The 15,906-nt window shown below is 44.0% G+C and carries 12 protein-coding genes; 6 read left to right on the top strand and 6 right to left on the bottom strand.

Annotation, left to right across the window (positions count from 1 at the left end; all coding sequences use genetic code 11):
• Nucleotides 1-10 precede the first annotated feature (10 nt).
• The gene (locus Q0R88_RS16840) at nucleotides 11-766 is read right to left on the bottom strand and encodes a hypothetical protein (RefSeq protein ID WP_295718236.1); all 756 of its coding nucleotides are present in this window, start codon (nucleotides 764-766) and stop codon (nucleotides 11-13) included.
• A 383-nt stretch (nucleotides 767-1,149) separates the two neighbouring features.
• On the opposite strand from Q0R88_RS16840, the gene Q0R88_RS16835 reads away from it, so the two are divergent.
• The gene (locus Q0R88_RS16835; RefSeq protein WP_295718301.1) at nucleotides 1,150-3,204 is read left to right on the top strand and encodes a prolyl oligopeptidase family serine peptidase; all 2,055 of its coding nucleotides are present in this window, start codon (nucleotides 1,150-1,152) and stop codon (nucleotides 3,202-3,204) included.
• 391 nt (nucleotides 3,205-3,595) lie between these two features.
• Nucleotides 3,596-5,860 carry a Tex family protein gene (locus tag Q0R88_RS16830; RefSeq protein WP_295718234.1) on the top strand — a complete coding sequence of 755 codons (2,265 nt, stop codon included), beginning with the start codon at nucleotides 3,596-3,598 and terminating at the stop codon, nucleotides 5,858-5,860.
• Between the two features lie 213 nt (nucleotides 5,861-6,073).
• On the opposite strand, the gene Q0R88_RS16825 is transcribed toward Q0R88_RS16830, so the two are convergent.
• From Q0R88_RS16825 to Q0R88_RS16815, 3 genes are all read right to left on the bottom strand, one after another.
• Nucleotides 6,074-6,976, bottom strand: a complete 903-nt coding sequence (locus Q0R88_RS16825) for a LysR family transcriptional regulator (protein ID WP_295718231.1) — start codon at nucleotides 6,974-6,976, stop codon at nucleotides 6,074-6,076.
• 8 nt (nucleotides 6,977-6,984) lie between these two features.
• Complete coding sequence (locus Q0R88_RS16820) at nucleotides 6,985-7,767, bottom strand: hypothetical protein (protein ID WP_295718228.1); 783 nt, start codon at nucleotides 7,765-7,767, stop codon at nucleotides 6,985-6,987.
• Between the two features lie 275 nt (nucleotides 7,768-8,042).
• On the bottom strand, nucleotides 8,043-9,050 hold the full coding sequence (locus Q0R88_RS16815; RefSeq protein WP_295718225.1) for an aspartate-semialdehyde dehydrogenase: 1,008 nt from the start codon (nucleotides 9,048-9,050) through the stop codon (nucleotides 8,043-8,045).
• A 261-nt stretch (nucleotides 9,051-9,311) separates the two neighbouring features.
• Here Q0R88_RS16815 and Q0R88_RS16810 point away from each other — a divergent pair, with 261 nt between their 5' ends.
• The 4 genes from Q0R88_RS16810 (at nucleotide 9,312) to Q0R88_RS16795 (ending at nucleotide 12,542) form a co-directional block, all read left to right on the top strand.
• On the top strand, nucleotides 9,312-10,262 hold the full coding sequence (locus tag Q0R88_RS16810) for an NAD-dependent epimerase/dehydratase family protein (protein WP_295718223.1): 951 nt from the start codon (nucleotides 9,312-9,314) through the stop codon (nucleotides 10,260-10,262).
• A 137-nt stretch (nucleotides 10,263-10,399) separates the two neighbouring features.
• Complete coding sequence (locus tag Q0R88_RS16805) at nucleotides 10,400-11,125, top strand: YebC/PmpR family DNA-binding transcriptional regulator (RefSeq protein ID WP_295718220.1); 726 nt, start codon at nucleotides 10,400-10,402, stop codon at nucleotides 11,123-11,125.
• A gap of 137 nt (nucleotides 11,126-11,262) precedes the next feature.
• Entirely contained in the window at nucleotides 11,263-11,481 is a 219-nt protein-coding gene (locus Q0R88_RS16800) for a DUF2442 domain-containing protein (RefSeq protein WP_295718217.1), read from the top strand.
• 83 nt (nucleotides 11,482-11,564) lie between these two features.
• Nucleotides 11,565-12,542: a hypothetical protein gene (locus tag Q0R88_RS16795; protein WP_295718215.1), complete on the top strand. Its 978-nt coding sequence runs from the start codon at nucleotides 11,565-11,567 to the stop codon at nucleotides 12,540-12,542.
• A 267-nt stretch (nucleotides 12,543-12,809) separates the two neighbouring features.
• Here Q0R88_RS16795 and Q0R88_RS16790 read toward each other — a convergent pair whose 3' ends face one another.
• Both Q0R88_RS16790 and Q0R88_RS16785 read right to left on the bottom strand, forming a co-directional pair.
• Complete coding sequence (locus Q0R88_RS16790; protein ID WP_295718213.1) at nucleotides 12,810-14,165, bottom strand: glucoamylase family protein; 1,356 nt, start codon at nucleotides 14,163-14,165, stop codon at nucleotides 12,810-12,812.
• Nucleotides 14,166-14,187: 22 nt separating this feature from the next.
• On the bottom strand, nucleotides 14,188-15,858 hold the full coding sequence (locus tag Q0R88_RS16785) for a glucoamylase family protein (RefSeq protein ID WP_295718210.1): 1,671 nt from the start codon (nucleotides 15,856-15,858) through the stop codon (nucleotides 14,188-14,190).
• Between the last annotated feature and the right edge of the window lie 48 nt (nucleotides 15,859-15,906).

The raw sequence follows: 15,906 nt of genomic DNA, 5'->3' as shown, positions 1-15,906 counted from the left end.
TATAGGTAGATTAAAATTCTTTGTACAAGCCAAATAATAATTGACCTTCTGTAATTGCCTGGTTAGCAACAGTACGGCCAACCACAAGCGTACGAGCGGTATAAGTAATTTTGGGCCCTGTTGAGTTAACGTAATTGCCTTTAAGAAATAAACCCCAACCTGCACCTGTATTTAAACGGATAGCAGCGCTGCCGCCATAGGCAAAGGCAAATTTATTGGAGCTTTGCTGAATAAACTCCCCGGTTTGCGCATCTACGCCTTGTATCTGCACGGCAACCTGTGGCGTTGCAAAGCTTTTTATCGCTCCGGCTGATGCCCTGAAATCAAAAGCGAATGAATGCCATACCAAAGTGTACTGTGGCCCTAATAAAATGTTAAGGCTTTTGTAGCGTTTGTTGGCTGTAACTACTGATCCATCGGCTTTGTAGTCATCAGTATAACCCTGTGAAAGTTTCAGGTCATCATCATAGGTTAAGTTACCTTGATCCTGGTAGCTTACGGTGTAACCTAAAGCGGCACGTTTGAAAAAATAATGTGCACCATCAATAGAATAAACGATGCCCTTTTTTGCAAAACCAGCTTTAGGGTTGCTGTAATCAGCTACTTTAAATGCGCCAAATGGTTTTGATATACCTGCACCTAAACTTATGTAGCTTTTTGATTTTTCGGGGGCCGCGTCATCATCCTCTTTAACATCCTGAGCTTTTGAGTTAAGCGCAATCAGCATACAAAAAGCTGCAGCAAAAAGTGTAAAAGTTTGTTTCATGTTGTAATAGTCCTAATAATAAATAAGGCTTGCTTTTACCCTTCTTATTTGGTTTAGCAAACGTGTAAAAAAATGCATTATTATCATTAACCATACTGATCATCAAAAAATCAGTTGCCGGTAAATAATAATGTATGCCCAAACGGCAAAAGCATCAGCAGATGCCCCATTTTAATTACGGCTGCTAATATAGCTTGCCCTGCTCAATTAAATGGCAGCAAAGGCCAAAATTAACAACTTTTAACCTTTATTAGCCCACTCTTTTGCGGGCATCTGGCTCAAATCCCTATCTTTAGTTCCCTGTAATTTAATTTGAGATGAAAAAAACAACCTGTTTATTTGCATTAGCTGTTTTATTTTGCAGCTACACCTACGCGCAACAAATGAATAATAAAGCACTCCAATACCCCCAAACGAAAAAGGTTGATACCGTTGATACTTACTTTGGCACCCAGGTGCCCGATCCTTACCGCTGGCTGGAGAACGACCAGGCCACTGATACCAAGGCATGGGTTAAGGAAGAAAACAAAGTAACCCAAAGCTACCTTAAACAGATTCCTTATCGTGAAGAGATGCGCAAGCGGCTTGAACTTTTGTGGAATTATGAAAAGTACAGCGCCCCGTTTAAAGAGGGCAAATACACTTATTTTTATAAAAATGATGGACTGCAAAGCCAGGCAGTATTATACCGCCAGGTAGGTGATAACGGGACACCCGAAATGTTTTTAGATCCTAACCACTTCTCGGCCGAGGGTACCACTTCACTACAGGGGATTGATTTTACAAAAAACGGAGATCTGGCGGCATATCAGATCTCGGAGGGCGGATCTGACTGGCGCAAGGTGATCGTCATAAAAACAAGTGATAAAAGTGTTGTAGGCGATACGCTTATTGATGTAAAATTTAGCGGACTGGCCTGGAAGGGTACCGACGGATTTTACTACAGCAGTTATGATAAGCCAAAGGCCGGCAGCCAGCTTTCGGGATTAACGCAGTATCATAAACTATTTTACCATAAACTGGGCACGCCGCAAAGCACCGATAAGCTTATTTTTGGTGGCGATAAAACCCCGCGACGTTATATTGGCGCGTACCTTACCGAGGATGAACGCTTTTTGGTGATCACCGCGGCCACATCAACCACAGGCAACGAACTCTATATTCAGGATTTGAGTAAACCCGGCAGCCAGATTGTGAACGTGGTTGATAATTTTGATAACCAGCATTCTGTATTGGATAATGTGGGTAGTAAGCTTTACATTATCACCAATATATATTCGCCAAACTTTAAAATTGTAACGGTTGATGCTGAAAAACCAACCATTACTCATTGGAAAAACCTGATCGCCGAGACTAAAAATGTACTGAGCGCCAGCACAGCCGGCGGAAAAATTTTTGCGGAATACTTAAAAGATGCCACCTCGTTTGTACAGCAATATGATATGAGCGGAAAGCTGGAGCGCACCATAACCCTGCCGTCGGTAGGTACTGCCACAGGTTTTGGCGCTAAAAAAGAAGAGAAGGAAACCTACTATACTTTTACCAGCTACGTGTACCCATCAACTATTTTTAAGCTGGATATAGCAAGCGGACAATCAACGGTATATAAAAAATCGGGGGTTAAGTTTGATCCCGAACTGTATGAATCCAAACAGGTGTTTTATACATCGAAGGATAAAACCAAGATACCGATGATCATCACCTATAAAAAGGGCACTGTACTTAACGGCGAAAATCCATTGATGCTTTATGCTTATGGTGGCTTTGGGGTGAGTTTAACCCCGGCATTCAGTACATCAAATATTATCCTGCTGGAGCATGGCGGTATTTACGCTGTGCCCAACTTACGCGGCGGTGGCGAGTATGGCGAAACCTGGCACCGCAAGGGCATTAAAATGAAAAAACAAAACGTGTTTGATGATTTTATTGCCGCTGCCGAATATCTTATCAAAAACAAATACACCTCAAAAGAGCACCTGGCAGTTTCGGGAGGATCAAACGGCGGATTATTGATTGGCGCCATGCTTACCCAGCGCCCAGATCTTTTTAAGGTGGCCTTCCCGGCAGTAGGTGTTATGGATATGCTGCGCTATAACAAGTTTACCGCGGGTGCAGGATGGAGCTATGATTATGGCACAGCCGAGGATTCAAAAGAAATGTTTGAATATCTGTATAAATATTCGCCATACCACGCGCTAAAACCACTGGAATACCCGGCAACAATGGTTACCACTGCCGATCATGACGACCGTGTGGTGCCTGCACACTCCTTTAAGTTTGGCTCACGCCTGCAGGAGTATCAAAAGGGAACAGAGCCGGTATTAATCCGTATTGAAACAAATGCCGGGCACGGTGCAGGCCAGTCAACCGCGCAGGTAATAAGCGGTCAGGTTGATAAATGGGCCTTTATGTTTTGGAATATGGGCATGAAGTGGTAGTGGGGTTAAAAAGGTGATGGAGTTGCGATTCTGTATGTCCGCAAGTTGGTTAGCATGACTTTGATTTGGCTAAAGCCCCTTGGTTCTTAATTCATTGCCGTTGGTTTTAACCAACGGATAGAAAGTATATACAAGGATGGCTTTAGCCTAAATATATAGAATGACGGATGGAGACTGTTACAGCGAAGAACACACCCCTGCTGTCACACTACCCAACGCGATTTATGTTATTATGGGCTACCAATCTGCACGAGCCTAAGCTGATAGTATCACTACCTTTTCCCTTTCGCCTTTATCCTTTCACCTGCTATCTCCCTTCCCTCAATTGTTAACAATCTTTTTTTGAATTGTAAAGGCATTCTTCTCAACTTCGCAGTCCGAAATTTGATGTATGATATCTCATTCTAAAAAAATAGCTGCAGAGCTTTCTATTTCAGAAAAACAAGTAAGCGCAACATTAGCGTTGCTTGATGAAGGCGCAACCGTTCCGTTTATTTCCCGGTACCGTAAAGAGGTTACCGGTACGCTTGATGAAGTACAGGTTGCGGAGATCCGTGACCGTGCACAGCAACTGCGCGATCTGGACAAACGCCGCGAGGCCATCCTGAAATCGCTTACCGATATGGGCAAATTAACGCCCGAGCTGGAAAAACAGATCAACGAAGCCGAAACTATGGTTACGCTGGAGGATATTTACCTGCCTTATCGCCCTAAGCGGAAAACCCGCGCTACCGCCGCCCGCGAGAAAGGTCTGCAACCATTGGCCGACCTGCTGCTGGACCAACGGAAAGCCGACCTGCAAACCGAAGCCGCAACTTTTATTGATGCCGAAAAAGGGGTTAATAGTATCGAAGAAGCATTGGCAGGGGCAAGGGATATTATTGCCGAAACAGTAAGTGAAAATGCCGAAGTGCGTACCCGTATCCGTGAACTGTTTGTTGAGAAAGGAACTTTTCAGTCAAAAGTTATTGACGGCAAGGAGCAGGAGGGCATTAAATATAAAGACTATTTTGATTGGACCGAGCCTGTAAAATCGGCCCCATCGCATCGCATCCTTGCTATGCGCCGTGGTGAAAAGGAGGAAATTCTTTGGCTGGATATAAAACCTGCCGAAGAAGAAGCCATTGCAGCATTGGAGGACAGCTTTGTTAAAGCTAACAATCCATCGGCCGATCAGGTAAAACAAGCCATTGCCGATGGCTATAAACGCCTGTTGAAACCATCTATGGAAACAGAGGTGCGCCTGCTTACCAAAAAGAAAGCAGATGAAGAAGCCATCCGTGTGTTTGCCGAAAACGCCCGTCAGCTTTTGTTGGGTGCGCCGCTTGGTCAAAAACGGGTAATGGCTATTGACCCCGGCTTCCGTACCGGCTGTAAGCTGGTTTGTTTGGATGAACAGGGTAAGTTGTTGGAGAATACAGCCATCTATCCGCATACCGGCGCAGGACAGGCAAGGGAAGCCGAAAAAACAGTGCAACACCTTTTTGAAAAATATAACATCGAAGCTATTGCTATAGGTAATGGTACGGCCGGTCGCGAAACAGAATTGTTTGTGCGCAACCTTAACTTGCCGGGTGTAGCTATTGTAATGGTGAATGAAAGCGGGGCATCTATCTATTCCGCATCGGATGTGGCAAGAGAGGAGTTTCCGGATAAGGATATTACGGTGAGAGGCGCGGTTTCTATCGGCAGAAGGCTGATGGATCCATTGGCCGAACTGGTGAAGATTGATCCAAAATCTATCGGCGTGGGCCAGTACCAGCACGATGTGGATCAAAATAAACTGCAGACTTCACTGGATGATACTGTAATGAGCTGCGTAAATGCCGTTGGTGTTGAGCTGAATACGGCATCTAAGCAAATTTTAGCCTATGTATCGGGACTTGGTCCGCAACTGGCGCAAAATATTGTGGAGTACCGCGATCAGAACGGGGCATTTAAACAAAGATCTCAGCTTAAAAAAGTTCCCCGCCTTGGCGAAAAAGCTTTTGAACAGGCAGCAGGTTTCCTGCGTATTCATCATGCAGAAAATCCGCTTGATTCCAGTGCGGTACACCCTGAGCGGTATAGTTTGTTGGAGCAGATAGCGAAAGACATGAAATGCACGGTGAAAGACCTGATGGGTGATGCAACCTTACGCAGAAGTATTCCCTTGCAAAAATACACCTCCGAAACGGTGGGTTTACCTACCCTGAACGATATCATGGCCGAGCTTGCCAAACCAGGCCGCGACCCTCGTGAGCAGTTCGAAGCTTTCAGTTTTACTGATGGCGTAAACGCCATTGGCGATTTAAAGGTGGGCATGAAACTACCGGGTATAGTAACCAACATTACCAATTTTGGTGCTTTTGTTGATATCGGTGTACACCAGGATGGGCTGGTACATTTAAGCCAGATCACCAATCGTTTTATCAAAGATCCTAACGAGGTGCTTAAGGTTCATCAAAAGGTGGAGGTTACTGTTACCGAGGTTGATGTAAACCGCAAGCGTATCGCGCTATCCATGAAAGAAAATGATAAAAGCAATCCATCCGAAAGAAGAAATGAAGATAGGAGACCTGCAGGGAATAAACCACAATTTAATAAAAGACCTGAGCCTGCACCGGAAACGGATATTGCCATAAAATTGGCGGCTTTGAAGAATAAATTTAAATAGGGGGAGGGCTACTCTCTATGATGTTTTTTGAAAAAAAAACTTTTTTGTCATCCTGAACGATAGTGAAGGATCTATTCGCAGATTTACAGGGCGAAGAAGCATGGCGGATAATAGATCCTTCACTATCGTTCAGGATGACAAATTTTTTAAATCGTTTTTCCCCCTTAGTATTGGCGAAAGTTTATTAGGAACAATTACGTTTTTTATATCGGATCACTTCCCCTCAATATGCTGCAATGCAAAATTGATGAAATTGCTTGTTAACCCATAATCTTCTGTACCCTTACGGCGGATGAAGAAGAAATCGCGGGTGATCTTGAGGCCCTCTACAGGCACTTCCACCAGGTCGCCTTCGGCAAGCTGGCGTATAATAGAGGGGCGGGGCATAAAGCCCAGGCACTGATCGGCCAGCAGGAAATTTTTCAATGCTTCGGTACCGCCAAGGCGGATCTTTACCGATAGATCGGCCGGTTTTATATGTAATGCGGATAGCGATTTCAATACCGCGTTCAATGTGCCGGAGCCGCGTTCCCTTACGGCCAACGGCGTTTTCACAAACTGCTTTAAGGTTAATGATTTACCCGCCAGCGGACTTTTAGCCGAGCATACCGGGATCACCTCGTCGCTCATGAATGGTTTGTAAGATACCGTGGTGAGTTTATTGTCCACTTCGATCATGCCAATATCCACCTCATGATTAAGCAGCGCGTTCAGGATATATTCGGAATTGCGGTTAACCAGCTGTACATCCACATTGGCGTACTCCCGCTGAAAGCCGGATAATATCGACGGTAAAATATAAAGTGCGATAGTGGTACTGGCCCCTAAGCGCAAATGCCCGGCCGCTTGCGACAGGTTACTCAATACAGATAGGTCATATTCTATTTTACGCTCAATCTCGGTAGCTTGCTGCAGATATTCGTTGAGTTTGTTACCGGCTTCGGTAAGCAGGATGCTATTGCCCTTGCGCTCGAAAAGAGGTACTTTATATTGATCTTCCAGCGCTTTAATGTGCTTGCTGATGGCTGGCTGGGTCACAAACAGTACTTGTGCTGCTTTTGAGAAACTCAAATTGGCGGCAACTTCCATAAAAACCCGGTGAGCGAAAGAGATCATGGGCGAAGTTAACTTTTTACTTTCTCAAAAAACCTACCCGTAAATTTATAGGTAATCAGTTTATGGGTCATTTTTCCACTATAATCAACTAATGGGGTATGAATAGTTTTGGTGCCATTATCAAAATAGATACTTGGGAAGGCTTTCCAGTCGGCTACCGAAAGCAGGCTGTATTCATAATATAGCCTGCTCAATACAGCGGTGGGCGTTTTTACCATGGGCACACGGCCATTCAATACGCCTTTTTCAATGGCATAGGCCCTGATGCCCTGCCCTGCTTTATTGGCCGACATTACAGAATTGTACACTGCTAAATAAATGGTTTTGTTGTTGGCCATAAAGGTGTAAATCTTCGGGAACCAATAGGCCTCTTTTCCGGGTTGGTCCATTTTTAATAATGATAGCGTTTGCCCGTCAACCCTGTATTGCAGTATATTGTTAAAATCGTATCCTACAGTGCCTAATTTGGTATCCCAGGAATAGGCGCGGAACATGCCATCTGCAGAAGTTGCGATAACCAGGCGTTCCTTTACCAACGAGGTAAATTTAAAGCCAATAGTAAATGGATATTTGGAGGTATAGTACTTAAGTTTATATGCAAAAATACTATTCATTTTTTTGAGCGAATCAATAGCTTTCCACTCTTTTTTGTGCGCCCCGTAATAATTTATCCTTTGAAAAATGCGCAGCAGGTCGTTCTCAATATCCTGCGGGTTACTGCCTGTTTGCGCAAAAGAATTTGCAGAGATGGTGCAGCAACAGAAAACAACAAATAGCTTAAAGGCTTTCATTGGGAAACAAGTTAGCAAAAAATGGCGATATTGATAAGCAATAGTTATAATTAATAACTATTACTTGCTTTTTTATTGCGCTAATAAGTGTGGAATGAAATAAAACAGCAATAAAAGGAAAGGATTCAGCAGGCTTCCATCACAAATATTTATAAAAACAGAATAGGGATAATCGTTTGATCATCCCTATTCTGTTTTTAGGTTTTTGATTGATTAAGTTAACAGCTGTTAAAACCAATTAACCATTCACCTAATCAACCATTCACGTAAATAGCTTACGCTTCAACCGGCTGGCCGATCAAATGTTTGGCGGCCAAATATTCTGCAATTTGTACAGCATTGGTAGCCGCGCCTTTACGCAGGTTATCAGATACTATCCAGCAGTTTAAAGTATTGTCCTGGCTCTCATCACGACGCAAACGGCCAACAAAAACCTCGTCTTTATCATGCGCGTCAAGCGGCATTGGGTATTTGAGGTTTGCAGGATCATCAACTACGATGATGCCCGGCGAATTAGCCAGTAATTCCCGTACTTCACCCAAATCGAAATCATTTTCAAACTCAATATTCACCGACTCTGAGTGACCACCCATAACCGGGATACGAACGGTAGTAGCAGTTACTTTAATGCTGTCATCGCCCATGATCTTTTTGGTTTCCAGGATCATTTTCATTTCCTCTTTGGTGTAACCATTTTCGGTGAAAACATCAATCTGCGGAATAACATTCAGATCGATAGTGTAAGGATATACCTTTGGCCCATCAACACCATTACGTTCGTTAAATAACTGATCAACAGCTTTTACGCCGGTACCGGTTACCGATTGGTAGGTTGAAACAACCACCCTTTTTATTTTATATTTATCGTGCAGTGGCTTTAAGGTGACTACCATTTGTATGGTTGAGCAATTGGGGTTGGCGATGATCTTATCGTCAGCGGTCAATACATCAGCATTAACTTCGGGCACAACCAGTTTTTTGGTTGGGTCCATACGCCAGGCCGATGAGTTATCAATAACGGTTGTACCAGCCGCCGCAAATAACGGAGCCTGCTGTAATGAAGTGCTTCCGCCGGCGCTGAAAATAGCTACATCCGGCTTCATCTTAATCGCATCCTCAACAGAAACCACCTTAAACTGCTTACCCTTAAAAGTAATTTCTTTACCAATACTTTTCTCTGAAGCTACGGGAATTAATTCTGTAACGGGGAAGTTGCGTTCTGCAAGAACCTGCAACATTTTGGTGCCTACTAATCCTGTAGCACCTACTACTGCGACTTTCATTGTGTTAATTTGTTTTTAAATGTAATGAAGCTCCCTTCTGGGGTTCATTGATTGTTAATTTGTTATATAATAAAACATTAAACTTCAAAGATGCATAATTTTTTGGATAATCTACTTAGTTGGTAGTTAATTAGTGAATAGTTAGTGGTTGATATTGAATTAGGTTGGTTATAAATATACACACTTGATTGGCAATATGGGGTTTCCCACACCGTCAACATTTCACCCAAATTCCTACCTTTGCCTAAACTCAAAAACTGAATGAGCGAAAAGATTTTAGTGATCGGGGCCAATGGCCAGATAGGAACCGAACTGGTAATGGCTTTGCGAGGTATTCACGGAGCAGAAAACGTAATAGCATCTGATATTAATGATCCAACCTACGCTATACGCAACAGCGGACCCTATGAAATTGTAAATGTGCTGGACAAAGATAACCTGCACCATATTTTTGATAAACATCGCCCAACCCAGGTTTATCTGCTGGCAGCCATACTATCTGCAGTAGGCGAGCAGAAGCCTAAAATGGCCTGGGATCTGAATATGACCGGTCTGCTGCATGTACTTGATTTTGCTGTTGAGTTTAAAACAGGCAAGGTTTTCTGGCCAAGTTCTATAGCTGTTTTTGGTCCGCATTCGCCGCAGTTTAATACGCCGCAGTATTGTGTAATGGACCCCAATACCGTATATGGTTTTAGCAAACTGGCCGGCGAACGCTGGTGCGAATATTATTATACCAAATACGGTGTTGATGTGCGCAGCATCCGTTATCCTGGCTTAATTGGCTGGAAGGCATCACCCGGTGGCGGTACTACCGATTACGCCGTACATATATTTCATGAGGCATTAAAAAAAGGCAAGTATGAGAGTTTTCTTTCTGCGGATACCGCGCTGCCAATGATGTATATGGAAGATGCCATACGGGCAACCATCAGTTTGATGGATGCACCGGCAGAAGACGTTAAGATAAGGTCATCATACAACCTGGCGGGTATAAGCTTTACCCCGGCGCAACTGGCCGACGAGATCAAAAAACATATTCCTGCCTTTGAGATGGGTTATGTAGAAAGCGACCCACGCCAGGCCATTGCCGATAGCTGGCCAAAATCAATTGATGATATCAGCGCGCAGCAGGACTGGGGCTGGAAACTGGAATACGATCTGGGAAAAATGACGGCTGATATGCTGGAGAATTTAAAAAGGGTTATATAGTTATATATAGAGGCAAAAGTATAAAGGCGAAAGGATAAAGGTTTTACCTTTGTTGTTTTACAAAATTTATATAAAAACAAATTATATTCGCTGAGTTTATGGTCTGTAGAACATAGATGATGGATAAATAAAAAGTTATGGGAAGAGCATTTGAATTCCGCAAAGAGAGAAAGTTTAAGCGCTGGGCTAAAATGGCAGTGCAGTTTACCCGTTTAGGTAAAGAAATTGTAATGGCTGTGAAAGCCGGTGGTGGTGATATTAATACCAACTCGCGTTTAAGAACTGCTGTTCAAAACTCCAAGGCTGTTAACATGCCCAAAGATAGGGTTGAAGCCGCTATAAAAAGGGCGACCAGCCGCGATGAAAAGGATTACGAAGAACTGGTTTATGAGGGATATGCGCCCTACGGCGTGGCCGTTTTAGTAGAAACCGCTACAGATAATACCAACCGTACCGTTGCAAATGTGCGTAGCTACTTTACAAAATATGGAGGCTCGTTGGGTAAAACGGGATCGCTTGATTTTATTTTCACCCGTAAATCTGTTTTTACTTTTGAACCCGGCGACCGCGACCTGGAAGAACTGGAATTTGAACTGATTGATGCCGGACTGGAAGATTTGTTTGTGGAAGCAGATGAAGAAGGTAACGATATTGGCGTTATACATACAGCCTTTGAAGATTTTGGAAAAATGCAAAAAGCACTTGAAGAGTTAGGTGTTGAAGTAAAATCGGCCAAGCTGGAGCGTGTTCCTCAATCATTCCATGAAGTAACCGAAGAACAGGTTACCGATATTATGAAATTGATTGACCGCTTAGAGGAAGACGACGATGTGCAGGCGGTGTACCATAATATGGCAGAGTAAACGGATTTCGAATTTCTTCACCACTCGTCATTGCGAGGAACGAAGCAATCCCCGATCGGCAGGTCAGCTGTTCAAGTTCGCTCTGTATATTAGGGATTGCTTCGTGCCTCGCAATGACGGTTTTATAGATATATAATATGCCACTATTCAGCTCACGTAAGGAAGAAAAGAAAGTTAAGGTAACCTTTGCTAACGGCTTGCTTTTTGTCGAAAAAGCTGATGGCAAGCAGCAGGCTTTCCCGCTGGAGTGGTTTCCCAAGCTGATGAACGCTACCGACGAGGAGCGGAACGACTGGAAACAAACCGATAAGGGCATCCATTTTAATCAGTTGGATGTGGACGTGAATTTCAATTGATTTGAAAATTTGAATATGTGCCAATTTGAAAATTAAAAAGGTATTTTCAAATATTCAAATTACCAAATCTTCAAATTAATCAAATGGTTTTCGAAGAGTTTTTTAAAAAGAAAAAGATTGACCTGGCAGCTTTGCAAGCCGCGGAGGGATCGCTGTTTTCTGAATTTAAAGAGCACTTTGAACAAATGGGCGAAAAGAGTTTCGATCATACCAAAAAATATTGGTTCAATAAGCTCAGGCGCAGGTTTCCTGCTCCACAGGAAATAAAAACGGAGAAGTTTAACACACCAAATCCTATTGCCGAGCAAACTATAGTAGAAAGCTTGACGGAACCTGTAACGCCTTCGCCTAAAATTGGTTTTACACCCAAATTCAGGGCAGCTGTTACACCCAAACCTGTGGAAGAAAAGCAGGAGGAAGTTAAGTCTGCAGAGGAAACAACACCAGCTGAAAGCGGCGCCGCAAAACCTGCCTTCAAACCCCGTTTTAACCCGGGGATGGTGAAGCCTAAACCTATAGAAAGCACGGATATTAATGAGGAAAAGCCGGAAGTAAAGGAAGAGCCGGTTGCTCCACAGGCAGAAGCACCCACAGCCAAACCTGGCTTTAAACCACGCTTTAACGCAGGGATGGTGAAATCCAAACCTGTGGAAAGTGCGGAAAAGCCGGAAGTAAAAGAAGAGCCGGTTGCCCCGCAAGCGGAAACACCCACTGCCAAGCCTGGCTTTAAACCACGCTTTAACGCGGCGATGATGAAACCAAAGCCAGTTGTTGAGGAAGCAGCTACAGAAGAAAAACAGGACCCGACTCCTGAGCAGGCAACCGATAAAACCGAAGAGAACCCAGCCCCCAAGCCTGCTTTTAAACCGCGCTTTAATGCCGCGATGATGAAGCCCAAAACTGTTGAGACAGAGGAAAAGCCAGCGGAAAAAGAAGAAACAGCTTCACCGTCGGTTGATGGGGATGAAACAAAGCCTGCCGAGGAAGCTCCAGCCGCCAAACCGGCTTACAAGCCAAAGTTTAATATGAAAACCCTGCCTAAAAAACCGGAGCAGGAATAGCATGTAATCAAAAAGGCCACGATTTCGTGGCCTTTTTGATTACATAAATCTATGCCATTGCACACTTCGGGATTGTAAATGAAGTATTTGCAAAAAAAACTTTGTCATCCTGAACGCAGTGAAGGATCTACTCTCCACCATGCTTCTTCACCCAGTAAGGTTTGCGAATAGATCCTTCGTTCCTCAGGATGACAAACCTTTTAAAACATCATTTTTCACCTTCAACGTTTTGAAAAATTTTATCACTCGGCGATAGCATGACTCATTTTATTTCTTTGCAATTGCCGGGCTTTCAAAGCCAAGCTTAATCAAGCCGTGCTGCACTTCGGGGCTGCTCATGAAAAGTTTCCAGAGCAGGCCGGTGCGGTAATTTTCTATCATCACTACAATTGGACCCTGATCAATGGCCAGGTATGATTTTGCATACCAGTTATGCGATTCGCTGAAGGCATCGGTGAAGCCATATTCGCCCCAGATTTTATCGCCCAGGTCATAATAAAAATGGCGTAGTGCTTTCATGGATTGCTCCGGTGTGTACGGAAATGCAGAGAGGGCGGCCGTTGGCGTTATTACCCCCAGATCATTAGTGGGAGAGTGCGCATTGTAGCCCTCAAAGTTATCACTTGCAGTAAGGCCCCAGCAGTTTTCGCCGTAACCTTTAAATTTTTTAGGATTATCTACACAGTAAGCATAGTTAATGAGGCTATGGTTTTTATTCTGTTCCCAATAATCGGCATACTGATCTTTTAACCCTGTCGGATTTAGACCCATAAACGAGTATTGCGAAAAGAAGAGCGGTCCGCCAAAATCAAAGCCTAAAGGCAGTTTATAACCATAAAAGGTTTTGCCATTTTTAAAGAAATCGCTTTGCGCCCAGCCTCTGTGGTAAACATCGGCACTTACAGGGTATCTATCTGCGGATGCAGCCAGTACATACGTTATAAGGCACTCATTAAAGCCGTGGATAGGGAAATTCATAGCCCAGCCGTTATTGGGGCTCCAGTGCCAGTAAAGGGCATCCCTGCCATCGCGGGTGTACCAGCTCCACTCCATTTCGCCCCACATCCAGCTGATTACGTCGCGGATGCGTTGTTCTTTGGGATTGTCGGCTGTAAAATATTGTTTAGCGCATAAAAGCCCCTGGAATAAATAGGCCGACTCCACAATATCGCCACCATCATCCTTGCGGCCAAATGGAATTATCTTGCCTGTTTCGCCATTCATCCAGTGCGGGAATGCACCATGGAAGGAGTTGGCTTTAAATAAAAAGTTAACCATTTTTACCATCCTGTCAACAGCCTGTTCATGGCTTACCCATTTGCGGCTATCAGCCACAATAAGGGCCATGATGCCAAAGCCAGATCCCCCGGTGGTTACTACCTCATCGCCATAATCAAATGACTTATTGCTGCGCTCGCGGGCAAGACCGCTTACAGGGTGCCCAAAATCCCAAAAATAACGGAACGTTTGGCGTTGTACCACATCAAGCAAAGCGCTATCAGTAAGGTTTTTTATAATGCCTACTGGTTTAATGCCATCCGCTGTTGTGGTTTTTGACTGCTTTTGTGCAAAGCAACATAGGGCAAGCATCAGCAAAAAAGGGGTAATTATAATTTTTTTCATGTAAAATATCGTTATTAAGATTTTATAGATTAGGACTACTGAATCCTAAGTTTTTCATGCCTGTTTTTACTTCAGGAGCACTCATAAATAAGTTCCAGAGCAAGCCGCTGCGGTAGTTCTCTATCATCACAATAATAGGTCCCTGATCAATAGCCAGGTATGAATCTGCAAACCAGGGGTTGGTTAAATTAAAGGCATCATAAAAGCCATACTGTCCCCACAGTTTATCGCCAAGTGTATAGTAAAAGAACCTTAAGGCCGCCATAGATTGTGTTGGCGTATAAGGCAAAGATGCTATGGCCGCGGTTGGCGCAATTACTCCAACATCATTGGTTGGTGAGCTTGCAGTGTAGCCTCCTTCAATATCACTTGCGGTAAGCCCCCAGCAGTTGGCACTGTAGCCGCTGTTGCCTTGTGGGTTGGCAACGCAGTAATTATAATTGATGGTGGCATGCGCCTTGTTCTGTGTTTCATAATTGGCATAGGCGTCGTTTAAGCCTTTTGGGTTGATGCCTAAGAACGAGTAATGCGCAAAAAACATTGGGCCACCCTGAGCCGGACCGAGTGGCAAGGTAACACCGTAATAGTTATTGCCATTTTTAATGCCCCCATTATTGGCCCATCCCTGATCATACACAGTTTTGGGGATAGTATGGGTTGTTGATGATGCCCCTAAAACATAAACGATTAAAGCCTCGTTCCAGCCGGTAATTTTCATATTGATGGCCCAGCCCTGATCCGGGCTCCAGTGCCAGTATAAAACATTTTGACTGTTTTGGCGAAACCAGTCCCATTCTACACCGTTCCATAAAGTGTTAATATCGGTACGCAGTTGTGCTTCAGCTATGCCGGCGCCATTGAAATACTGGCGTGCGGTTATCAGGCCTTGCATCAGGTAGGCGGTCTCTACCAGGTCGGCACCATTATCCTGTGCGCTAAAAGGCACAACAGCCCCGGTATTGCCATTCATCCAATGCGGAAACGCGCCATGAAATTTTTGAGCTTTGGTATTTAAAAAACCAACTATCTTTTGCATCCTGGTTAACCCATCGGCATGCGAGATAAAGCCACGGTTAATACCTGCAACGATAGCCATAATGCCAAAACCCGAGCCGCCGGTAGTTACTACATCGCCCGATGAATTGCGCTCGCGTGCCAGGCCGCTGGCAGGATGACCAAATTCATAAAAGTATTTTAGGGTTTGTTTCTCCACCAGGTCCAAAAGCTGATCATCAGTTATGGTGCTGAATTTTTTTGTACTATCGATAGCCGTAGTAAGCTGCACAGCCAATGCTGATTGCAGGTTGCCATTCTTTGCAGATTTTAGCGCTGTAGTAACATTTAGGGTATACTGCGTAATAGGCGATAAGCCCGTGGGAGTTATCAGAACTGTACTATCGCTGTTTTGGTAAGTAGTGCTAAAGGTAACAGTTGCACCGGCTTTACTGGTTATAATAATGCTGCCTGCTACTGATGACTGGTTAAGCGGGGTTGAAAATGTAATGGCAATTGCCGGTTTGGCATTAACATTTACATATTTAAACCCGTTGTTTTTTCCGTTCACTTTTAAAGCATTAAAGCTGAATGACGTAACCGGCGGGATAACAGGAGTTGGGGTAGGTTTTGACCCTTTGCCACAGGCAAAAAGTATTAAAAACATGCCCATTCCAACAAAAAACTTTAAATTCTTCATGTTTTTAACGCAATTGTCCTATGCAAAAGTTAGTCACGATGTTCAGCA

Source organism: Mucilaginibacter sp. (assembly GCF_025362475.1).
Classification (GTDB): Bacteria; Bacteroidota; Bacteroidia; order Sphingobacteriales; family Sphingobacteriaceae; genus Mucilaginibacter.
Note: the sequence above shows the minus strand (reverse complement) of the source record. Positions and strands in the feature narration are given on the sequence as shown.